General features: G+C 69.3%; 18 protein-coding genes, 1 tRNA gene and 1 pseudogene. 9 read left to right on the top strand and 11 right to left on the bottom strand.

The window, feature by feature from the left end; translation table 11 throughout:
• Nucleotides 1–11 precede the first annotated feature (11 nt).
• From BM066_RS18920 to BM066_RS27110, 3 genes and pseudogenes are all read left to right on the top strand, one after another.
• A tRNA-Met gene (locus tag BM066_RS18920) sits at nt 12–88 on the top strand.
• A 230-nt stretch (nt 89–318) separates the two neighbouring features.
• Nucleotides 319–522, top strand: a pseudogene (locus BM066_RS27105) (cold-shock protein); the annotation flags it as partial.
• Between the two features lie 132 nt (nt 523–654).
• A complete protein-coding gene (locus BM066_RS27110) occupies nt 655–852 on the top strand; it encodes a cold-shock protein (protein WP_026171987.1) in 198 nt (65 codons plus the stop codon).
• Between the two features lie 159 nt (nt 853–1011).
• On the opposite strand, the gene BM066_RS18930 is transcribed toward BM066_RS27110, so the two are convergent.
• Nucleotides 1012–3324 (bottom strand): NADP-dependent malic enzyme, encoded by a 2313-nt coding sequence (locus BM066_RS18930; protein ID WP_018061402.1) that lies wholly within the window; start codon nt 3322–3324, stop codon nt 1012–1014.
• A gap of 390 nt (nt 3325–3714) precedes the next feature.
• On the opposite strand from BM066_RS18930, the gene uraH reads away from it, so the two are divergent.
• The 5 genes from uraH to guaD are packed head-to-tail and all read left to right on the top strand — an operon-like array spanning nt 3715 to nt 10180.
• Nucleotides 3715–4062, top strand: coding sequence for a hydroxyisourate hydrolase (gene uraH / locus BM066_RS18935; protein WP_018061403.1), 348 nt, complete (start codon nt 3715–3717; stop codon nt 4060–4062).
• The gene (gene xdhA, locus BM066_RS18940) at nt 4062–5528 is read left to right on the top strand and encodes a xanthine dehydrogenase small subunit (RefSeq protein WP_018061404.1); all 1467 of its coding nucleotides are present in this window, start codon (nt 4062–4064) and stop codon (nt 5526–5528) included. Before uraH ends, xdhA begins: the two co-directional genes overlap by 1 nt.
• A complete protein-coding gene (gene xdhB, locus BM066_RS18945) occupies nt 5521–7860 on the top strand; it encodes a xanthine dehydrogenase molybdopterin binding subunit (protein WP_089929916.1) in 2340 nt (779 codons plus the stop codon). The genes xdhA and xdhB overlap by 8 nt, the downstream gene beginning before the upstream one ends.
• Nucleotides 7861–7896: 36 nt before the next feature.
• Nucleotides 7897–8907: a xanthine dehydrogenase accessory protein XdhC gene (xdhC, locus tag BM066_RS18950; RefSeq protein ID WP_029669106.1), complete on the top strand. Its 1011-nt coding sequence runs from the start codon at nt 7897–7899 to the stop codon at nt 8905–8907.
• Entirely contained in the window at nt 8894–10180 is a 1287-nt protein-coding gene (guaD, locus tag BM066_RS18955) for a guanine deaminase (RefSeq protein WP_029669107.1), read from the top strand. The genes xdhC and guaD overlap by 14 nt, the downstream gene beginning before the upstream one ends.
• Nucleotides 10181–10315: 135 nt before the next feature.
• On the opposite strand, the gene BM066_RS18960 is transcribed toward guaD, so the two are convergent.
• The 5 genes from BM066_RS18960 to BM066_RS18980 all read right to left on the bottom strand — a co-directional run bounded on the left by BM066_RS18960 (nt 10316) and on the right by BM066_RS18980 (nt 15841).
• Entirely contained in the window at nt 10316–11275 is a 960-nt protein-coding gene (locus tag BM066_RS18960; RefSeq protein WP_029669108.1) for a nucleoside hydrolase, read from the bottom strand.
• Nucleotides 11276–11412: 137 nt separating this feature from the next.
• Nucleotides 11413–13593, bottom strand: coding sequence for a TonB-dependent receptor (locus BM066_RS18965; RefSeq protein WP_089929917.1), 2181 nt, complete (start codon nt 13591–13593; stop codon nt 11413–11415).
• 216 nt (nt 13594–13809) lie between these two features.
• Complete coding sequence (hpxZ, locus tag BM066_RS18970; RefSeq protein ID WP_089929952.1) at nt 13810–14211, bottom strand: oxalurate catabolism protein HpxZ; 402 nt, start codon at nt 14209–14211, stop codon at nt 13810–13812.
• Nucleotides 14211–15632: an AtzE family amidohydrolase gene (locus tag BM066_RS18975; RefSeq protein ID WP_089929918.1), complete on the bottom strand. Its 1422-nt coding sequence runs from the start codon at nt 15630–15632 to the stop codon at nt 14211–14213. Before BM066_RS18975 ends, hpxZ begins: the two co-directional genes overlap by 1 nt.
• Nucleotides 15629–15841 carry an AtzG-like protein gene (locus tag BM066_RS18980; RefSeq protein ID WP_029669116.1) on the bottom strand — a complete coding sequence of 71 codons (213 nt, stop codon included), beginning with the start codon at nt 15839–15841 and terminating at the stop codon, nt 15629–15631. The genes BM066_RS18975 and BM066_RS18980 overlap by 4 nt, the downstream gene beginning before the upstream one ends.
• Nucleotides 15842–16068: 227 nt before the next feature.
• Between BM066_RS18980 and BM066_RS18985 the strand changes: the two genes are divergently transcribed.
• A complete protein-coding gene (locus BM066_RS18985) occupies nt 16069–17016 on the top strand; it encodes an acetamidase/formamidase family protein (protein WP_029669117.1) in 948 nt (315 codons plus the stop codon).
• 150 nt (nt 17017–17166) lie between these two features.
• Here the strand turns inward: BM066_RS18985 and BM066_RS18990 are convergent, their stop codons facing one another.
• The 5 genes from BM066_RS18990 to puuE form a co-directional block, all read right to left on the bottom strand.
• Nucleotides 17167–17523 carry a hypothetical protein gene (locus BM066_RS18990; protein ID WP_029669119.1) on the bottom strand — a complete coding sequence of 119 codons (357 nt, stop codon included), beginning with the start codon at nt 17521–17523 and terminating at the stop codon, nt 17167–17169.
• Between the two features lie 114 nt (nt 17524–17637).
• Nucleotides 17638–18318 carry a TetR/AcrR family transcriptional regulator gene (locus BM066_RS18995; RefSeq protein WP_029669120.1) on the bottom strand — a complete coding sequence of 227 codons (681 nt, stop codon included), beginning with the start codon at nt 18316–18318 and terminating at the stop codon, nt 17638–17640.
• A complete protein-coding gene (locus tag BM066_RS19000) occupies nt 18315–19499 on the bottom strand; it encodes a urate hydroxylase PuuD (protein WP_089929920.1) in 1185 nt (394 codons plus the stop codon). Before BM066_RS19000 ends, BM066_RS18995 begins: the two co-directional genes overlap by 4 nt.
• Before the next feature lies 1 nt (nt 19500).
• The gene (gene uraD, locus BM066_RS19005) at nt 19501–20022 is read right to left on the bottom strand and encodes a 2-oxo-4-hydroxy-4-carboxy-5-ureidoimidazoline decarboxylase (protein ID WP_029669122.1); all 522 of its coding nucleotides are present in this window, start codon (nt 20020–20022) and stop codon (nt 19501–19503) included.
• A complete protein-coding gene (puuE, locus tag BM066_RS19010) occupies nt 20019–20933 on the bottom strand; it encodes an allantoinase PuuE (protein WP_089929921.1) in 915 nt (304 codons plus the stop codon). Before puuE ends, uraD begins: the two co-directional genes overlap by 4 nt.
• Nucleotides 20934–21020: the final 87 nt, after the last annotated feature.

Here is a 21020-nt window from a genome sequence, read left to right on the forward strand (position 1 = left end):
ACCCACTTCGCCGCGGGGTGGAGCAGCCCGGTAGCTCGTCAGGCTCATAACCTGAAGGTCACAGGTTCAAATCCTGTCCCCGCACCCAAGATCTATAGCTAAGCTTAGAGCCTCTTCGGAGTGTGGCTTTTGCGCCACGTCTAGCGACGTTTCGGTCGCCGTCGACCCGTGTCACGCGAAAATTTATCGCCCGGACCGGCCTTGGCTTGAGATTCTGCCATCAAACCCCGTAGCGCGTTCCTCGGATTTGCGTCATGAGAGCAGGATGGAAGGACGCGGGTCGGCAACTGGCCCGCTGAATGAGGTTTTGAGGATAAGATGGCGAACGGTGTCGTTAAGTGGTTCAACCCGGCCAAGGGCTTTGGTTTCATTCAGCCCGAGGACGGCGGCCAGGACGTGTTCGTCCACATCGCCGCGGTTGAACGTTCGGGCCTGTCGGGCCTGAACGAAGGTGACCAGGTTTCCTACGAACTGGAAGAAGATCGTCGCTCGGGCAAGACCTCGGCCGGCAATCTGCGCGTGACTGGCCAGGGCGCGGCGCCGTCGGCTCCCCGCCGTCCGGCCCGCGACTTCGGCGCCCCGCGTGGCGGCGGCTACGACGCTCCGCGCGGCGGCGGCTACGGCGGCGGCGGCACGGGCGAAGCCGGCACCGGCGTGGTCAAGTGGTTCAACAGCACCAAGGGCTTCGGCTTCATCCAGCCGGACAACGGCGGCGGCGATATCTTCGTGCACATCTCGGCCGTCGAGCGCGCCGGCCTGCGCGGCCTGAACGAAGGCCAGCAAGTCGGTTACGAACTGGAGCAGGACCGCCGCTCGGGCAAGACCTCGGCCGGCAACCTGCGCATCCTCTAAGGATACGGAAATCCTGCCGGACGCGGAGCGTCCGGCAGGATCTTCGGTCCCCGAATCAGGCCTCGCTGGAGCCTTTCCCCGTCGCTGAGACGGCGGAAGGGCTTCTGCGGGGCCTTTTTTCGTGCCGTGCTCCCGGGAAGATAGGCCGGGAACGCGGCTCTAAGCGAGCCGGTGCTCGCGTTCCGCGGCCGCCTGGTTCACCGCCAGGGCGGTCATGTTGGCGATGCCGCGCGCGGTGACGCTGGGCGTCAGCACGTGCAGCGGCCGGCTCATGCCCAGCAGCAGCGGACCGACCAACAGGCCTTCGGTGGCGGCGCTGAGCAGGGTCAGGGCGATGTTGGCCGCGTCCAGGGTCGGCATGACCAGGAGATTGGCCGAGCCCTTCAGGGCGCTGTCGTGCACCAGGCGGTCGCGCAGGGCCTGGGAGAGAGCGGCGTCGGCGTGCATCTCGCCGTCGACCTCCAGCTCGGGCGCGCGCTCGCGCACCAGGGCCAGGGCCTCGCGCATCTTGCGGGCGGTCGGCGAGTTGCTGGCCCCGAAGCTGGAGTGCGACAGCAACGCCGCCTTGGGCGTCAGGCCGAACCGGCGCACGGATTCGGCGGCCAGCAGAGTCATCTCGGCCACCTGCTCGGCGGTCGGGTCGACATTGACGTGGGTGTCGCAGAAGAACAGCGTGCCGTTGTCGATGATCAGGGCCGACAGGGCGTAGATCCGGCCGACGTTCTCGCGCTTGGGGATGATCGGCAGCACATAGGTCATGTGCTGCCACCAGTCGCCGGCCCCGCCGACCAGGGCGGCGTCGACATGGCCGGCCTGCAGCAGCATCGAGGCCGAGACGGTCCGGCGGTTGGTCACCCGGCGCTCGGCGGCCAGGGGCGGCACGCCCCGGCGGCTGACCAGGCCCTGGTAGCGCTCGACCAGCGGGGCGAACAGCGCCCTGTCGGCGGAGGGATCGAGGATCTCGACGCGGTTGTCGAAGTCCAGGCGCAGGCCCATCTCGGTCGCCTTGCCGACGATCGTCTCGCGCTTGCCGATCAGCACCGGCTTGCAGAGACCTTCGTCGACCACGGTCTGGACGGCGCGCAGCACGCGTTCGTCGTCGCCCTCGGCATAGGCGACGCGGACGCCGCCCGTCTCGGCGGCGGCCTTGGTGGCCTTGCGGGCCCGCTCGAACACCGGTCGCATCAGCTGGCCGGAGCGATAGACGAACAGCTCCAGCTCGGCGCGATAGGCGTCGAAGTCGGCGATCGGCCGGGTGGCGACGCCGCTGTCCATGGCCGCCCGGGCCACGGCCGGGGCGATCTGCAGGATCAGGCGCGGATCGAACGGCTTGGGGATGATGTACTGGCCGCCGAACATCGGGGCGACGCCGCCATAGGCGCTGGCCACCACTTCGGAGGCCTCGGCCCGGGCCAGTTCGGCGATGGCCTCGACGGCCGCCACCTTCATGGCCTCGTTGATCTCCGAGGCGCCGACGTCCAGGGCGCCGCGGAAGATGAACGGGAAGCACAGGACGTTGTTGACCTGGTTGGGATAGTCGCTGCGGCCGGTGGCCATGATGGCGTCGGGACGCTGGGCGGCGACGATCTCGGGCAGGATCTCCGGCTCGGGATTGGCCATGGCCAGGATCAGCGGATTGGGGGCCAGCAGCGGCAGCCATTCGGCCTTGAACACGCGCGGCGCGGACAGGCCCAGGAAGATGTCGGCGCCGGGCAGCACGTCAGGCAGGGACCGGGCGTCGGTCGGCCGGGCGTAGCGGGCCATGTTCTCGGGCATGTCGGGTTCGCGGCCGGCGTGGACGACGCCCTTGATGTCGGTCAGGGTGACGTTCTCGACCGGCAGGCCCATCGACACCAGCAGGTCGACGCAGGCCAGGGCGGCCGCGCCGGCGCCCGAGGTCACCAGCTTGACGTCCTTGAGGGTCTTGCCCTGGACGACCAGGGCGTTGCGGACGGCGGCGGCGCAGACGATGGCGGTGCCGTGCTGGTCGTCGTGGAAGACCGGGATGTTCATCCGCTCGCGCAGCTTGCGCTCGATGACGAAGCATTCCGGGGCCTTGATGTCTTCCAGATTGATGCCGCCGAAGGTGGGCTCCAGGGCCGCGACCACCTCGATGAAGCGGTCGGGATCCTCGGCGTCGACCTCGAGGTCGAAGACGTCGATGCCGGCGAACTTCTTGAACAGGACCGCCTTGCCCTCCATCACCGGCTTGGAGGCCAGGGGCCCGATATTGCCCAGGCCCAGCACGGCGGTGCCGTTGGAGATCACGGCCACCAGGTTGCCGCGGGCGGTGTAGTCGCGGGCGGTGTCGGGATCGGAGGCGATGGCCTCGCAGGGGGCGGCGACGCCGGGGGAATAGGCCAGGCCGAGGTCGCGCTGGGTGGCCATGCGCTTGGTGGCTTCGATCGCCAGCTTTCCGGGCCGCGGCAGACGGTGATAGTCCAGGGCGGCTTTACGGAAATCCTCGTCCATCGGTCGTTCCTCGGTGGCTGCGCAAGGTAAGAGCGGCGCGGATCGTCTGGTGTCGGGCCCCAGGGCGCCCAGTGTCGCGATCCGTCAGGGCCTAGCTACCGGTGTTGGCGCGGCTTTTCCAACCTTACGCAGCGTCGGCGCGCGTTTTTTGCGGTTCGGGGCGTCGGGCGGGCGATCGCGGGTGGCTGGATAAGTAATAAAAGACTTATATGCGCTCATTCGGCGGGCGCCGCCGCCGTCGCGGAAGGCGGTTTGGGCTCAGGTCGCGCCGGGCGGGCCTGGCGGCTGGACTTGCCGAGGCGGCGGTTCCAGCATCGCAGGAAGATGCTCCGTTTCGGGAGCAAGGGTTTAGACTATGCGTGGCGAGGCCGCGCCAAGGATTGGAAACGGATGAGCGGCTTGACGACCCATATCCTCGACACCGCCGCCGGGCGTCCGGCGGCCGGCGTCGCCGTGCGGGTCTCCAGCCGGCGTGGCGAGGCGGTCGTGCCGCTGGGACAGACCCGCACCGACGCCGACGGCCGGGCGCGGCTGGTCGAGGGGCGGGACCTGGCGACCGGCGGCTATCGGCTGGAGTTCGCCGTGGGCGACTATTTCAAGGCGTCGGGCGCGGTCGTCAGCGACCCGCCGTTCCTGGACGTGGTGGTGATCGACTTCGCGGTGGCCGATCCGGCCCAGCATCATCACGTGCCGCTGCTGGTCTCGCCGTTCGGCTATTCCACCTATCGAGGCAGCTGATGGCCAGGACCGTGCGCTTCCTGCTGAACGGCGAGGTGGTCGAGGCCCGAGGCGTCGACCCGACCCGCACGCTGCTGGAGCACCTGCGCGGCGACCTGCGGCGCACCGGAACCAAGGAAGGCTGCGCCGAGGGCGACTGCGGCTCGTGCACCGTGCTGGTCGGCGAGCTGGACGAGCAGGGCGGCGCGGCCTGGCGGGCGGTGAACAGCTGCATCCAGTTCGTGCCGATGCTGGACGGCAAGGCGGTGATCACCGTCGAAGGCCTGGCAAAAGACGCGCCGCATCCGGTGCAGGCGGCGTTGGTCGAGCATCACGGCTCGCAGTGCGGCTTCTGCACGCCGGGCATCGTCATGTCGCTGTACGGCCGGGCCGTGGCGGCCAAGGGGACGGACGCGCCGGTCGACGAGGTGCTGGCGGGCAACCTGTGCCGCTGCACCGGCTATGGCGCGATCATCGCGGCGGCGCGGGCGATCGCTCCCGAGGCCGCGCCGGACGTGGCCGACAAGCTGGCCGGGTTGCGGCGCGACGAGGCGCTCAGCCTCGACTACGCCGATCCGATCGCCGGGGTGACCCGCCGCTGGTTCGCGCCGCTCAGCGTGGACGAGCTGGCCGCCACCTACGCGGCGCATCCGGACGCCGTCGTCGTGGCCGGGGCGACCGACATAGGCCTGTGGGTCACCAAGCTGCGCAAGCCGCTCGAGACCTTGATCGACATCGGCCGGGTCGACGCGCTGAAGACCGTCACCCGCGAGGACGGCTGGCTGCGGATCGGGGCGGGGGTGCGCTATGTCGACGCCCTGGAGATGCTGGGCGAGCTCTATCCCGACCTGGGCGCGATGATGCGGCGGCTGGGTTCGACCCAGGTGCGTAACAGCGGCACGATCGGCGGCAACATCGCCAACGGCTCGCCGATCGGCGACATGCCGCCGGCCCTGATCGCCCTGGGCGCCCAGCTGGTGCTGCGCCAGGGCGAGGTCCGGCGGACGATCCCGCTGGAGGATTTCTTCGTCGCCTATGGAAAGCAGGACCGCGCGCCCGGCGAGTTCGTCGAGGCGGTGCGGGCGCCGACCGACCTGGACGGCGCGATGTTCAAGGTCTTCAAGCTGTCCAAGCGCTTCGACCAGGACATCTCGGCGGTGTGCGGGGCGTTCAATATCCGGATCGAGAACGAGGTCGTGACCCATGCCCGCATCGCCTATGGCGGCATGGCCGGCACGCCCAAGCGGGCGATCGCCTGCGAGGCCGCCCTGGTCGGCCGGCTCTGGAACCGCACCACGATCCTCGCCGCCGTCGAGGCCCTGGCCAGCGACTTCACGCCGCTGAGCGACGCCCGCGCCTCGGCCGCCTATCGCGCCCTGACAGCGGGCAACATGCTGCGCAAGGTGTTCATCGAGTCGGCTCGGCCGGATCTGGAGACCCGCGTACCGGAGGCGGCTCCCCAAGCGCCGGAGGCGGCCAATGCCTGACTCCGGCGCCAAGCTGGTCGAACCGGTCGTCTTCCAGGGCGTCCACGCCGCGCTGCCGCACGACAGCGCCCTGCGCCACGTCAGCGGCGCGGCGATCTATGTCGACGACATCCCCGAGCCGCCGGGCATGCTGCATGTCCATCTGGGCATGAGCGAGCGGGCGCACGCGCGGATCGTCTCGATGGACCTGTCGGCCGTGCGCGCCTCGCCCGGCGTGGCGGCGGTGCTGACGGCCAAGGACATCCCCGGCGAGAACGACGTCAGCCCGGTGATCCACGACGACAGGCTGTTCGCCGACGGCGAGGTGATCTGCGTCGGCCAGAGCCTGTTCGCCGTGGCCGCCACCTCGATCGCCGCCGCCCGCGCCGCCGCGGCCAAGGCCGTGGTCGTCTATGAGGACCTGCCGGCCGCGATCACCATCGCCCAGGCCCGCGAGGCCGACCTGAAGATGGAGGCCAGCCAGCGCATGGCGCGTGGCGACGCGGCCGCCGCCCTGGCCGCCTCGCCCCGGCGGCTGCAAGGGACCCTAGCCATCGGCGGCCAGGACCACTTCTATCTCGAGGGCCAGGTCGCCCTGGCCACGCCGGGCGAGGGCGGCGACGTCCACGTCTGGTCGTCGACCCAGCATCCCAGCGAGGTCCAGCACCTGATCGCCCGCGTGCTGGACGTGCCGCACACCGCGGTGACGGTCGAGGTGCGCCGCATGGGCGGCGGGTTCGGCGGCAAGGAGACCCAGGCCTCGCTGTTCGCGGCCGCCGCGGCCCTGGTGGCGGTCAGGACCGGCCGGCCGGCCAAGGCCCGCCCCGACCGCGACGAGGACATGATCATGACCGGCAAGCGGCATGACTTCGAGGTCGCCTACGACGTCGGCTTCGACGACGAGGGCCGCTTGACAGGCCTGGCGCTGGAGCTGGCCTCGCGCTGCGGTTCGACCACCGACCTGTCGATGGCCATCAACGACCGGGCGATGTTCCACGCCGACAACTGCTACTTCCTGCCGGCCGTCGAGATCGTCTCGCACCGGTTCAAGACCCATACGGTGTCGAACACCGCGTTCCGGGGCTTCGGCGGGCCGCAGGGCATGGCGGCGATCGAGCGGGTGATGGACGCCGTCGCCCAGGCCACGGGCCTGGACCCGCTGGAGGTGCGCCGCCGCAATCTCTATGGCGGCGAGGGGCGTAACCTGACGCCCTATCATCAGACGGTCGAGGACAATGTCGCGCCGCAGCTGCTGGCCGAACTCGCGGCGTCCTGCGACTATGAGGCCCGCCAGCGCCAGATCGACGCCTACAACGCTAGAAGCCCGGTGCTGAAGAAGGGCCTGGCCCTGACGCCGGTGAAGTTCGGCATCTCGTTCACCACCACCCACCTGAACCAGGCGGGCGCCCTGCTCCACCTCTATGCCGACGGCTCGATCCTGCTGAACCATGGCGGGACCGAGATGGGGCAGGGGCTGTTCGTCAAGGTCGCCCAGATCGTCGCCGAGGCCTTCAAGGTCGGCGTCGACCGGATCAAGGTGACCTCGACGGTCACCGACAAGGTGCCCAACACCTCGGCCACGGCCGCCTCATCGGGCACGGACCTGAACGGCATGGCGGCCCTGAACGCGGCCAACGCCATCAAGGCGCGGCTGGTCGCGTTCGCGGCGAAGAAATGGGGGTGCGCGGAAAGCGACGTCGAATTCACGCCGGAAGGCCTGCGGGCCGGGGCCGAGCTGGTCCCGTTCGAGGCGCTGTGCCGCCAGGCCCACCTGGCCCGGGTGTCGCTGTCGTCGACCGGCTTCTACGCCACGCCCAAGATCCACTACGACCGCGCCACCCATACGGGTCGGCCGTTCTACTATTTCGCCTATGGCGCGGCCTGCAGCGAGGTGCTGATCGACACCCTGACCGGCGAGATGAAGGTCGTGCGGGCCGACATTCTGCACGACGCCGGCCGCTCGATTAATCCGGCCATCGACCTGGGCCAGATCGAGGGCGGCTTCGTCCAAGGCATGGGCTGGCTGACCACCGAGGAGCTGGTGTTCGGGGCCGACGGCCGCCTGCTGACCCACGCCCCCTCGACCTACAAGATCCCGACCTGCGGCGACCGGCCGGCGGTGATGAACATCGCGCTGTGGGAGCCGGGCCGCAATGTCGAGGAGACCGTGCACCGCTCCAAGGCCGTGGGCGAGCCGCCGTTGATGCTGGCCCTGTCGGTGCTGTCGGCCGTGAACCGCGCCGTGGCGTCCGTCGCCGGCCACAAGGTGTTCCCCAACCTGGACGCGCCGGCGACGCCGGAGCGCATCCTGATGGCGGTCGAGGACGTGAAGCGGAGGGCGGGCCTTGGTTAGGGAACGCGCCGCCACCCTTTCCCATGGGAGAGGGGCATGAACTGGGCTCGCCAATCCCTGGCGCGCTTGGCCGAAGACCAACCCGTCGCCCTGGTCACCATCCTGGCCGTCGAGGGTTCGGCCCCGCGCGACGCCGGGACCAAGATGGTGGTCTGGGCCGAGGGCCAGGCCGGCACCATCGGCGGCGGAAACCTGGAGCATCAGGTCGCCGACCAGGCGCGGCGGATGCTGCTGACGGAGGTTCACTTCGCGCTGCAGGACTATCCGCTGGGCCCGCTGCTGGCCCAGTGCTGCGGCGGCCGGGTGCGGCTGCTGATCGAGCGTCTCGACAGGACCGCGGTCGACTGGCTGACCGACGCGGCGCGCCGCCTGGACGCCGACCAGCCGTTCGAGGTCCGCACCCGCTTCAATCCCGGCGCCCTGACCAAGACCATCGCCCCGGTCGCGGCCTCCAGCCCGGACGGCGCGGCGATCACCCTGGCGGGCGAGCCGGCGACGGCCCGCGGCGCGCGGCCGACCCTGGGCGACGTGCTGGTCGAGCCGCAGGACCTGCCGCGCCCGCCGGTGCTGCTGTTCGGGGCGGGCCATGTGGGCCAGGCCGTGGCCCGGGTCCTGGAGCCGCTGCCCTTCCGCCTCTTCTGGTACGACACCCGTCCCGAGACGGCCGAGATCCCCGGCGTCACGGTGGGCGCGCCCGCCGAGCTGGCCGCCGCCGCCATGGGGGCGGGAGCCGACGCCTATATCCTTGTCATGACTCACGACCATAGTCTGGACTACGCCCTGACCTCGGCCGCCCTGGCCGGCGGGGCGTTCGGCTATCTGGGGCTGATCGGGTCGGACACCAAGAAGGCGCGGTTCCTGAGCCGGCTGCGCAAGGACGGCTTCGGCGATGGCGCCGTGGCCCGCGTGACCTGCCCGATCGGCCTGCCGCGCCTGAAGAACAAGGCCCCCGAGGTGATCGCCGTCTCGGTGGCCGCCGACCTGCTGATGCGGCTCGAGGCCGCCCGCCACGAACGGACGAAGGATCTCCAGCTTGCAAGCCTATAGGGCGTCGATCCTCCACCTGGAGGCCGACCCGAGCATCACCGATGGCGAGGCGCACGCCTTCCACGAAGACGGCCTGCTGCTGGTCGAGGACGGCCGCGTGGTGGCCTGCGGCGACTACGCCAAGCTGGCCGACGAGCTGGGCGGCGCGCCGGTGGAGGACCTGAGCGGCAAGCTGATCGTCCCCGGCTTCGTCGACACCCACATCCACTTCCCGCAGGTCGACATCATCGCCGCCCACGGCGAGCAGCTGCTGGACTGGCTGGAGCGCCACACCTTCCCGGCCGAGGCGGCCTTCGCCGACAAGGGCCATGCGGAGGAGACCGCCGAGTTCTTCATCGAGGAGCTGCTGCGCAACGGCACGACCAGCGCCCTGGTGTTCGGCTCGGTGCACAAGGGCTCGGTCGAGGCGCTGTTCGCCGCGGCCCTGAAGCGCGACATGCGGCTGATCGCCGGCAAGTCGCTGATGGACCGCAACGCCCCGCCCGGCCTGACCGACACGGTCGAGGGCAGCCGGGCCGACATGCTGAGCCTGATCGCCGACTGGCACGGCAAGGGCCGGCTGGGCTACGCGGTGACCCCGCGCTTCGCGATCAGCTGCAGCGACGAGCAACTGGCCATGGCCGGCGAGGTGCTGGCCGAGCATCCGACGGTGTGGATGCAAACCCACCTGTCGGAGAACATCCGCGAGATCGTCGACACCGCGAAACTGTTCCCGGAGGCCCGGGACTATCTCGACGTCTACGACCGCTTCGGCCTGGTCGGGAAGCGTTCGGTGTTCGCCCACTGCGTTCATCTCCAGGGCGAGGCGTTCCAGCGGCTGGCCCAGGCAGGGGCGGCCGTCGCCTTCTGCCCGACCTCGAACCTGTTCCTGGGCTCGGGCCTGTTCCCGCTGGAGACCGCCTGCGCCCACGGGGTGAAGGTGGGGATCGGCACTGACGTCGGGGCGGGGACGACCTTCTCGATCCTCCACACCCTGGGCGAGGCCTACAAGGTGGGCCAGCTGCGCGGCGAGGCGCTGGACCCGTTCCACGCCCTGTACCTGGCGACGCTGGGCGGGGCGCGGGCCCTGGGGCTGGAGGACGAGATCGGCAGCCTGGAGCGCGGCAAGATCGCCGACTTCCTGGTGCTGGACCTGGCGGCCACGCCGCTGCTGGCCCGGCGAATGCCGGCGGCCAGGAGCCTGGAGGACCGGCTGTTCGCGCTGACGGTGCTGGGGGATGACCGGGTGGTCGAGCGGACGTTTGTGGCCGGGGTGGAGCGGTGGCGGCGGTAGGGGCTCACCAACTTGCCCCCACCTGACCGCTTTGCGGTCTGTCCGCCCCCATAGGGGGCGGAGCCTCAAGGCTCTTCCCCCCTATGGGGGAAGACGATCGCGAAGCGATCCGTAGGGGGCAAGGGCGTGAGCCGCCTACGCCCCCATCGTCTCCGCATACAGCTTCAGCAGCCCCTCGGCCTTCACGCCGACGGTGATCGCCTGGATCGGCTGATCGTCCCAGGCCGACGGGCCGAACAGCTCGCCCTCGACCTTCTGGCAGGTCTGGCCCAGAGCGATGCCGTCGGTGATCACCCGGATCGAGCCGCGGCGCACCTCGAACAGCGACGGATCGATCACGAACGCCACGGCCGCGGCGTCGTGCACGCAGCAGCCGACGATGCCGTCGCGGCCGCCGTAGAACGCGGCATAGGGCTTGGAGATGGCGTTGAGGAACGCGCCGGCCGGACCGGCGCCGGCTTCCAGGCCGTCCATGTAGGCCGGGGTCATCACCACCTGGGTCGTGACGTCCAGGCTGACGGCGGTGACGGGCCAGGGGGCGGTGAACACCAGGTCGGCGGCTTCCGGGTCGTTCCAGATATTGGCCTCGGCCACGGGGGTGACGTTGCCGGGCTTGCCGGCCACGCCGAACGCGCCGCCCATGATCACCACGGCCTTCAGCAGGTCGGCGACCTGCGGATCGGCCTGCAGGGCCAGGGCCAGGTTGGTCAGCGGGCCGACCGCGATCAGGGTGATCTCGCCGGGGTTCTCGCGCGCCAGGTCGATGATCGCCTGATAGGCCGGCTTGGCCTCGGGTTGGGCGGGCTTGAGGCCGGTCAGCTCGACGTCGCCCAGGCCGTTCTCGCCGTGCACGAAGGTCGGCGAGGGATTGCGCGGCCGGGTCAGGGGCTTGTCGGTTCCCTTGAAGACCGGGGCCTTCAGGCCAAAGCGGTCCTTCAGGTAGAGGGCGTTGCGGGTAGTGGTGTCGATGTCGGCGTTGCCGAACACGGTGGTCACCGCCAGCAGGTCGAGCGCCGGACTGGCCTCGATGAACAGCAGCGCCATGGCGTCGTCGATGCCGGGATCGGTGTCGAAGATGATTTTGGAGGTCGTCATCCGAAGGACTTATCTCATCGTGGAGCGAGGGGGGAGACCCCCCGAAACGAACCATGCTCCCGGCGCGAACCGGGAGCATGGCGGGACGATGGCAATCCTTCGCGTCCGCCCGGCGGGGCCGGGCGGGGTCTTTCGGATTACCGCTTGGCGCTGATCGAAATGCCGACGATCCGAGGTTCGTTGACGAAACCGGTCAGGTTGTTGAAGTCGATGCCGCCGCGCAGGTTCACCTCGTTGGTGATGTTGCGGGCGAACGCGGCGATCTCGTAGGCGCCGTCACGCTTGGCGTAGCCGAGCTTCAGGCCGCCTTCGAAGGCGCCCTTCGAATAGAACTCCTTGCTCTGGTAGAGGAAGATGTTGGTGTAGCCCTGCTTGAACCAGTCGGTGTAGGCGAACAGTTCGCCGTCGCCGATCGGATAGCTGTAGCGGGCCGTGAAGTTCAGCACGTACTTCGGCGCGTTCGGGAACGGGTTGCCGTCGACCAGGGCTTGGCCCTTGGCGTTCAGCGGATCGGTGACCGTGCACTGGGCGCAGACCGCCACGGCCAGATCCTTGTCCTTGATCTTGGTGTGGTTGTAGCTGTAGCCGGCGGTCAGCAGCAGGTTCTCGGTGACCTTGAACTCGCCGTCGAACTCGACGCCGTAGGCCTGGCCCTTGTCGGCGTTGATCAGCAGGGTGTTGTTGCCGGCGCCGCCGATGGCGCTGAACTGCGGGTCCTTTTCCTCGTAGGTGAAGGCCGCGCCGTTGAAGCGCAGGCGGCGATCCAGCAGTTCGCTCTTGAAGCCGACTTCGTACGACTGGATGGTCTCCGACTTCGCCACCGAGGCGGGGCTGAAGAACACGATGTCGCGGCCCTGGATGGTCGGGCCGCGGAAGCCGTGGGCGGCGCGGGCGTACAGGCTGAAGTCGTCGGTCACGTCATAGAACGCCGACAGGTCCCAAGAGACCTTGCTGTCCGACACCGACACCTCCGGCGCGGTCGAGCCGACGACGGTCATGGTCTTCTTGTCGTCGGTGTAGCGGGCGCCGCCGGTGATCTTCAGGGCCGGGGTGACCTGGTAGGCTACCTGGCCGAAGCCGGCCCAGGCGGTGTTCTTGTGGTTCAGCGTCGCTTTGTTGAAGCCGGCGTCGGTGGTCACCAGGAAGTCGGACTTGAAGTAGTAGCCGCCGAACTGCCAGCTGAACGGACCTTCGGTGTCCGAGGCCAGGCGCACTTCCTGGGTGTATTGGTCCAGGTCGTCGATGCCGTCCCGGGTGTCGGAATCGAACGGGATGAAGCCCGGGCCGACGCCGGCCACGCCGCCGTCGATGTCGCCGCGGCTGTAGCCGTTGGTGGTCTCGTAGGCGCTGATCGAGGTCAGGGTCACGCCGCCGAAGTCGTAGTCGACCTTAATCGACTCCCCGTTGCCGTCGTACTTCTGCGGGTTGTTGGCCCCGCCGTTGTAGAAGACGGAATCGCGGTCGAAGTTGCCGTTGATCTTGTTGCTGCCCTTGGTGAGGATGTTGGCGCGGAAGATCGCGGCCGTGCCGTCCAGGGTGCGGTTGTGGGCGTTCAGCAGGACGCTGAGGTTCTCGGTCGGGGTCCACAGCAGCTGGCCGCGGATGGCGTATTCGTCATAGCCGCCCATCGCGTCCTTCACATGGGTGAAGGCGTTGTCGATGTAGTTGTCGCGGTGCTGGCCCAGGACGGCGATGCGGCCGGCCAGCTTGCCTTCGATCAGCGGGCCGCCGACGCCGCCTTCGGCCGTCCACGAGCCGTAGGTGCCGTAGGTCACCGTGCCGTTGGCCTTGAAGGTCTGGCTCGGCTTGACGCTGTCGAACTTGACGATGCCGGCGGTGGTGTTGCGGCCGAACAGCGTGCCCTGCGGGCCACGCAGCACTTCCACCTGATCGACGTCGAAGATCGGCGTGCTCTTCAGCACGACGTTCTCCATGACCACGTCGTCCATGATCACCGAAACCGGCTGCGAGGCGGCCAGATCGAAGTCGGTGTTGCCCAGGCCGCGGATGTAGAAGCGCGGGGCGGCGCGGCCGTTCGAGCTTTCGACGAACAGGCCGGGCACGCGGCTCGACAGGGCCAGCACGTCCTCGCCGCCGGCGAACAGGGCGTCCAGCTTCTCGCCGCCCATGGTGGCGACCGAGACCGGCACTTCCTGGATGTTTTCCGAGCGCTTCTGGGCGGTGACGATCACGTCGTCCAGGGTGACGGAGCCCGTCTCCTGGGCGAAGGCGGGCGCGGCGGCGCCGACGGCCAGAACCAGGGCGGTGAGGGCGGCGCCGCGGTGGAGGCGGCTGCGCAGCGTGGTGGCGGTGGTCATTGAAGTATCCCCTTCATGCGCCGGCGGCCCGACGCTTGAAGGTTGCAATGCACAATGACGGAGGCGAATCCAAAGGTTTGATGACGTCCCGGACGCCATTCGGTGAAGTTTTTGTCCTGGATGTTACTAATTGACCACGCCGCGACAGGGCTGCCCAAAAGCAGACCATAAGTCATAGATTTATTACTTGCGGTCATCGAGCGGACGATCCGACGCTTACGGGGCAAGGCGTTGATCGACGCCGTCCTGGAGAAGCGAAACGTGCGCCGAGACGATTTTCCAGCCCGTTTCGGTGCGGATCCAAGCCTGGCTTTGGCGGCCGGTGCGTTTTGCCCCCTCGCGCACGAATTCGACGTTGGCGATCGCGAAATCTCGCCCAAACGTGGTGATTTCCGTCCTCAGGCGCGATCGCTGCGGCGAGCCGCCCGAGCGGCCGATTCGAAAGGCCGCGATCGCCTCGAAGCCGTAGAGGTTCTCGGCCACCCCGTAGCGCACGGTTTCCGGCGCATCGCGGAAGAAACCGTCCAGGGCCTCGACGTCGTTGGTCATCAGCGCCGTCTCGTAGGCGTCGACGGCGGCGGTCACTTCGGCCAGGATCTCGGGTTCGTTGACGATCATCATTTGAGCTCCCCATGGGCCGCGAGGGGCGGACGATGGGCGGCGACGACGCCGGCCCGTTCCAGCCGCAGGGCGGCGGCCAGGGCCAGGTCTTCGCGCCAGGCCGGGGCGATGATCTGCACGCCGATCGGCAACTTGCCCGGTCGGTTCACCGGTGCGGCCACGACCGGCAGGCCGACATAGCTGATCGGCTGGGTGTAGGCGCCCAGGTTCTTGCGCACCGAGACCTGTTGGCCGTCCATCTCCATGGTCGCCTGGCCGACGCCCGGGGCCGGGCAGACTGAGGCCGGGGCCAGCAGCACGTCGAAATCCTCGAACACCCGGCGCACGGCGTCGCGGAACACCGGGCGATAGCGCCGCGCGGCCTCGGCGACGGCGTCGGGCGTCAGCGCCCCGGCCAGCAGGCGGTCGCGGACGGCGGGGTCGTAGTCCAGCGGCCGGACCTTCAGGTCGGGCAGGTGCAGGTGGGCGGCCTCGACGGGGGTCAGGCAGAAGGCGGCGGCGCGGGCCTGCTCGGCGCCGGGCAGTTCGACCCCGCGCCGGGCCTGCAGGGCGTCGGCGACGATCTCCAGCGCCTCGAGCACCTCGGGAAAGGCGCCCTGCGCGAACCAGCCGCCCAGCACGCCGACGCGAAGGGGCGCGTCGACGATGGCTTGCAGGCGAGGGGCGGCTGGTTCGGCGGGCCGACGGCAGAGCGGATCCAAGGGATCGGGGCCCTGCATCAGGTCGTAGGCGAGGGCCAGGTCGACGACCGAGCGGGCGAACGGCCCCACATGATCCAGGCTCTCGACGAACGGAAAGGCGCCCTGGCGCGACAGGCGGCCCAGGGTGGGCTTCAGCCCGAACACGCCGCACAAGCTGGCGGGGATGCGGATCGAGCCGTTGGTGTCCGAGCCCAGGGTCAAGGGGACCAGGCCGCCGGCCACGGCCGCCGCCGAGCCGCCGGACGAGCCGCCGGCGATGCGGGCCGGGTCGTGCGGGTTGCGGGTCGGGCCGTCGTGGGCGTTCTCGGTGACGAAGCCGTAGGCGAACTCGTCCATGTTCAGCGCCCCGACCAGGACCGCCCCGGCGGCGGTCAGGCGCTGGACGGCCGTGGCGTCGCGGGCGGCGGGGGCTGCGTCGCGGCGGATCCTCGAGCCGGCGATCGTGGTCTGGCCCTCGACGTCGAACAGGTTCTTGACCGCGAACGGGACGCCGGCCAGCGGCCCGACAGGACGGCCGGCGGCCAGGTCGGCGTCGATCGCTTCGGCCTGGGCCTTGGCGCGTTCCGCGAAGACGGCGGTGTAGGCGTTGAACGGATCGGCCGCCGCGCGGGCCAGGGAGGCCTCGACCTCTTCGCGGGCGGTGGTCCGGCCTTCGCGGACGTCGGCGGCGACGGCCTGGGCCGAGCGGAAGTCGTGAGCGGGGCCTGGGGCGCTCATGGCTCGAACGCCTCGATCGGCTTGGAGTCGTCCAGGCCGGCGGTGAAGGTCGCGGCCTGGCGGCGCAGCAGGGCCAGGTTGTCGATCACGCCGGCGCGGGTCTCCGGCGGCAGGGCCAGGCCCAGCGCCTCGGCCCGGGCGTCGGCATAGGCGCCGACCGCCGCGTCGTCGAGGGCCAGGAACGCTGCGAGCGCCGGATCGGTCGCCATGCGGGACAAGCTCCACAAGTAAGAAAAATATTCATAGCGAGGATGGGCGGTCGTCGCCAGCGGCATCGGGCCTGGAACACGCAGACGCCCACGTCCGCGCCATGGCGGGCGCCAGGCTGCCCGCCGGATGGGCGCCAGGGGCGCTCGGCCCCGCCGGGCGGCGGTCGAGGCTAGGGCGACATGCCCGGCGCGCGCCAACTGAGTTCTGGTAATAGAGGGCTTACTTCATGCGGCATTACCTGGCCTCGACCCCGAACACCGTGCGCTTCGGGATCTTCGACGCGGCCTTCGATCCGGTGCTGACGATCGCGCCGGGCGATACGGTGGTGATCGACTGCGTGTCGGGCGGTCCCGAGGTCATGCCGGCCCCGGAGTCCGGCCTGGCCATCCCGCCCGCCTTGCAGGCGATCCACGACGCCGGGCTGGAGCGGATCGGCCCGCACATCCTGACCGGTCCGGTGGCCATCGAGGGCGCAGAGCCGGGCGACACCCTGGAGGTGCGGATCGAGGCGATCGAGCCGAACAATACGTGGGGCTACTGCGCCGTCCGGCCGCTGGCCGGGACCCTGCCGGATGAGTTCCCGGAACGCTATGTCAGCCACATCGCCGTCGACGCCAAGGCGGGAACCTGCAAGCCGGCCTGGGGGCCGACCCTGCCGCTGCGGCCGTTCTTCGGCACCACCGGCGTGGCCCCGCCGCCCCGCTACGGCCGCCTGTCCAGCCGCGAGCCGCGCGAGCACGGCGGCAACATGGACTGCAAGGAGCTGGTCGCCGGCTCGACCCTGTTCCTCCCGGTCTGGGTTCCCGGCGCCAACTTCTCGGCCGGCGACGGCCACGGTCGGCAGGGCGACGGCGAGGTCTGCGTCAACGCCCTGGAGATGGGCCTGACCGGGACCTTCACCTTCGTGCTGCACAAGGCCGCCGAGGTCGGCGTCCGGACCTGGCCGAGCGCGCAGAGCCCGACCCACCATCTGACGTTCGGCTTCAACGAGGACCTGGACCTGGCGATGAAGCAGGCCCTGCGCGGCATGATCGACCTGATCGTGTCGCGGTCCTCGCTGACGCGCGTGCAGGCCTACCAGTTCTGCTCGCTGGCCGTGGATTTCCGCGTGACCCAGACGGTCAACGGCGAGAAGGGCGTACACGGGATGCTGGAGAAGGAGGTGTTGTTTTAGGTCGGATCGACCTTCAACTGCGGGGGCCGAAAACCTCGTCCTTCGACAAGCTCAGGATGAGGTTTTCGGGTGGCCGGGCCTGTAACGTGGTCCTCATCCTGAGCTCGTCGAAGGACCAGGACCTCGCACGATCTTGAATGTCGGTTCGCTCTAAGGCTTGCGCACGGCGATGTAGCCGGCCGACTCCGCGTTCGGGTACACGTCGCAGGCGCCCGTGCCGCCGATATCGACCAGCATCCCGGTCGACAGGGCCGTGAAGAGCGCCGAGGCCAGGACCTGGCCGGCGACGGTGTTGGTGTTGACCGTCCAGGCCAGGGCGCTGCCACCAGCCGCGCAGGCGGGAAGGCCGGTGCGCGGGGCGTCGACATAGAACACCAGTGCGCCGGCGTTGTTCGGAGCGACGTTCGTGACGTGGACGCCCGACGAGGTGCTGGCCTGGGCGGGCGCGACCAGCGCCAGGGACAGGAGCGCGGCGGTCGCCGCCAGGGCGCGCGATGAGATGGTCATGGATCCCCCAACTAGACTGACGACCTGTGGACCTCGACCGGATATCGCGTCAGCCGTCAGTTCAACCTTGTCGAGCATGAGTCGAGCATCCTAGCCATGCCCGATGCGCCGGATTCAGCGCCTCGCCGTCAGATACCCCTCCAGCAGCTCCAGCGCGTGCGCCAGCCGCGCCCGCCGCCATTCCGGCTTGCTCATGTCGGTGTCCAGGGTCACCGACAGCGAATAGCCGTTGGCCAGGTGGAACCGGCTCATGGCCGCGATGGTCACGTAGATCTGGGCCCAGTCCAGGTTGTCGCGGAAGATTCCCTGCTTCTGGCCGCTCTCGATCAGCCGTTCGATGGTCCGGCGCAGCGGAAAGGCGGTCTCGGTGACCTTGCGCGACTGGGAGACGAACTTGCCCTGCAGCAGGTTCTCGTTGCGCAGCAGGCCGTCGATGCGCGGGTTCTTCTCGAAATAGTCGGAGGTGAAGCGCTGCAGCGCGAGAAAGCCTTCCAGCGGCCGGTCGAAATCGATCTCCAGCTCGGCCTCGCGGCCGCGCAGGTCCTCGTAGGCGGCTTCCAGCACCGCCAGGTACAGGCCCTTCTTGTCGCCGAAGTAGTGGTAGAGCATGCGGATGTTGCACTTGGCGGCCTTGACGATCTTCTCGATCCGCGCGCCGGCGTAGCCCGCCTGGGAGAACTCCCGCAGGGCCGCGGTCAGGATCGCCTTGCGCGTCCGCTCGGCATTGCGCTTGCGGGGCGCCGGAGCGGCGTCGTCGGTCGGTTCGGCCGATGGCGTCTCTACCACGGTGGTCACTGCGTCTTCGCTCCCGCCTTGATCCAGGCGCCCAGCTGGGCGCGTTCCTGATCGGTAATGTGAGTCTCGTTTCCGAGCGGCATGCTGGTCGAATCGACCGCGCGCTCGCGGATCTTGCCCGCATAGCGCGCCATGCCTGCTGGGGTGTCGAAGGCCGCGCCGTTGGGCGGGGCGGTGAAGCCCTTGTGGGTCGGCGCGGCCGAGTGGCACATCACGCAGTGCTTCTCGACGATGGCCTGGGCGACCGGGAAGGGCACGTCGGTCGCGACCTGGGCCGCCTTGGGCTTGTGGCTGGCGATCACGCTGACGAAGAAAAGCAGCATCACGCCGGCGAAGATGAAGCCCGGCTTGATGATCCCGTGGTGGCGCAGGATGAAGAAGTAGCGGATCGACACTCCGGCCGCGCTGATCAGGGCCAGCAGCAGCCAGGCCAGGGGATGGCCCGTCACCGCCGGATAGTGGTTGCTGATCATGATGAAGATGACCGGCAGGGTCATGTGGGTGTTGTGGACCGAGCGCTGCTTGCCCATCGCGCCCAGGCGCGGGTCGACGGGGCGGCCGGCCAGCATGTCGGCGACGATCTTGCGCTGGTTGGGGATAATGACCAGGAACACGTTGCCGACCATGCACGTGCCGATGATCGCGCCGACATGGATGAAGGCCCCGCGGTCGCTGAACAGCCGGGTCAGGGCCCACGCCGCTCCGGTCAGGGCCAGGAACCAGACCACGCCGAACAGGCGCGGGCGCTGGCCCAGCGGCGAGCGGCACAGGCCCTCATAGACCAGCAGGCCGCCGAAGATGAAGGCCAGGCCCGTGGCGATGGCGCCGGCCTGGCTGAAGGCGTGCTTGGAGGCGTCGATCAGATAGACCGGCGCGCCGACATAGTAGAGCACGACCAGCAGGGCGAAGCCCGACAGCCAGGTGGTGTAGGCCTCCCATTTGAACCAGTGCAGGTGGTCGGGCATGTGGGCCGGGGCCGTCATGTACTTCTGCGAATGGTAGAAGCCGCCGCCGTGCACGGCCCACAGCTCGCCCTTCACGCCGTCCTTCTCCGGAACGGGCGGGCGCAGGTTGTTGTCCAGCCAGACGAAGTAGAACGAGGCGCCGATCCAGGCGACGCCGGCGACCACGTGCAGCCAGCGGAGCCCCAGGTTCAGCCAGGTGGTGACGTCGTAGTCCATCTCAGCCGGTCACCGCGTCTTGCAGGCGAAGTTTCGAGATCAGGCCGATCTGGCGGATCGCCTCGGCGATCTCGGCGGCCTTGTCGTTCTCCAGGCGCGCCTGCATGGCGGCCAGGATCGCGGTCTTGTCGTTCAGCCGCACGGCGATGATGAATGGAAAGCCGAAACGTTCGCGATAGGCGGCGTTCAGGGCGTGGAAGCGCTCGAACTCCTCCGGCGTCAGCCGGTCCAAGCCGGCGCTGGCCTGTTCGGCGTTGCTCTCGGCGGTCAGGGTCTTGGCGATCGCCGCCTTGCCGGCCAGTTCCGGGTGGGCGCGGATCAGCGACAGCTTGTCGGCTTCGGGAGCGGCGTCCAGCACGGCCGTCATCGCGGCGTGCAGGCCCTCGACGCTGTCGAACGGCGCGGCGTCATAGGCCCGTTCCACCACCCATGGCGACAGCTCGAAGGCGAAGCCGAGCGTGGTGGCGAAGCCGGTGCGATTCATCCGGTTCAGGTCGGCCAGGGTCAGGGGCGGGGCGCTCATCGGGCGCTCTCCTTATAAGGATGGGCGGCGATCCAGCGCCGCGCGATGTCGATGCGCCTGGCCACCCAGACCTTGTCGTGGGCGACGACGTGTTCGAGGAAGCGGCGCAGGGCCATGATCCGGCCGGGCTTGCCGACGATCCGGCAGTGCAGGCCGACGCTCATCATCTTCGGCGCGGTCTCGCCTTCCAGATAGAGGGCGTCGAAGGCGTCGCGCAGATAGGCGAAGAACTGATCGCCGCTGTTGAAGCCCTGGGGCGCGGCGAAGCGCATGTCGTTGGCGTCCAAGGTGTAGGGCACGATCAGCTGCGGCCGGCCGTGCTGGTCGTCCCAATAGGGCAGGTCGTCGGCGTAGCTGTCGGCGTCGTAGACGAAGCCGCCTTCCTCGGCCACGAGGCGGGCGGTGTTGGGGCTGGTGCGGCCCTGGTACCAGCCCAGCGGCCGCTCGCCGGTCAGGGCCTGGTGGATCTCGATGGCCTGGGCGATGTGCTCGCGTTCCAGCGCCTCGGGGAAGTGCTGGTAGTCGATCCAGCGATAGCCGTGGGTGGCGATCTCCCAGCCGGACTTTAGCATCGCCTCGACGGCGTCGGGATGGCGCGCCATGGCCTGGGCCACGCCGAAGACGGTCAGCGGCAGGCCAAAATCGTCGAACAGCCGACGGATGCGCCAGAAACCGGCCCGTGAGCCGTATTCGTACAGGCTCTCCATCGACATGTGCCGCATGTCGGGGATCGGCTGGGCGCCAACCATCTCCGACAGGAAGTGCTCGGCCTGCGGGTCGCCATGCAGCACGCTGCGCTCGGCGCCTTCCTCGTAGTTGAGCACGAACTGCACGGCGATGCGGGCGCCGTTCGGCCACTGGGCTTGGGGCGGATGCTCGCCGTAGCCGATGAGGTCGCGAGGGTAGGTCATGCGCCGCAAGCCCCCTCAGTCGCTCCGCGACAGCTCCCCCAGGGGGGGAGCATCTTTCTAGATCCTCCCCCCCTGGGGGAGGTGGCC

Origin of the sequence: Caulobacter sp. UNC279MFTsu5.1 (assembly GCF_900114015.1) — a bacterium.
In the GTDB taxonomy this organism is placed as follows: domain Bacteria; phylum Pseudomonadota; class Alphaproteobacteria; order Caulobacterales; family Caulobacteraceae; genus Caulobacter.

Coding starts and splice junctions, on each gene's coding strand:
- BM066_RS18930 (WP_018061402.1), bottom strand. CDS start 3,324: ATGGACGAGGATTTCCGTAAAGCCGCCCTGGACTATCACCGTCTGCCG.
- uraH (WP_018061403.1), top strand. CDS start 3,715: ATGAGCGGCTTGACGACCCATATCCTCGACACCGCCGCCGGGCGTCCG.
- xdhA (WP_018061404.1), top strand. CDS start 4,062: ATGGCCAGGACCGTGCGCTTCCTGCTGAACGGCGAGGTGGTCGAGGCC.
- xdhB (WP_089929916.1), top strand. CDS start 5,521: ATGCCTGACTCCGGCGCCAAGCTGGTCGAACCGGTCGTCTTCCAGGGC.
- xdhC (WP_029669106.1), top strand. CDS start 7,897: ATGAACTGGGCTCGCCAATCCCTGGCGCGCTTGGCCGAAGACCAACCC.
- BM066_RS18960 (WP_029669108.1), bottom strand. CDS start 11,275: ATGACGACCTCCAAAATCATCTTCGACACCGATCCCGGCATCGACGAC.
- BM066_RS18965 (WP_089929917.1), bottom strand. CDS start 13,593: ATGACCACCGCCACCACGCTGCGCAGCCGCCTCCACCGCGGCGCCGCC.
- hpxZ (WP_089929952.1), bottom strand. CDS start 14,211: ATGATCGTCAACGAACCCGAGATCCTGGCCGAAGTGACCGCCGCCGTC.
- BM066_RS18975 (WP_089929918.1), bottom strand. CDS start 15,632: ATGAGCGCCCCAGGCCCCGCTCACGACTTCCGCTCGGCCCAGGCCGTC.
- BM066_RS18980 (WP_029669116.1), bottom strand. CDS start 15,841: ATGGCGACCGATCCGGCGCTCGCAGCGTTCCTGGCCCTCGACGACGCG.
- BM066_RS18985 (WP_029669117.1), top strand. CDS start 16,069: ATGCGGCATTACCTGGCCTCGACCCCGAACACCGTGCGCTTCGGGATC.
- BM066_RS18990 (WP_029669119.1), bottom strand. CDS start 17,523: ATGACCATCTCATCGCGCGCCCTGGCGGCGACCGCCGCGCTCCTGTCC.
- BM066_RS19000 (WP_089929920.1), bottom strand. CDS start 19,499: ATGGACTACGACGTCACCACCTGGCTGAACCTGGGGCTCCGCTGGCTG.
- uraD (WP_029669122.1), bottom strand. CDS start 20,022: ATGAGCGCCCCGCCCCTGACCCTGGCCGACCTGAACCGGATGAATCGC.
- puuE (WP_089929921.1), bottom strand. CDS start 20,933: ATGACCTACCCTCGCGACCTCATCGGCTACGGCGAGCATCCGCCCCAA.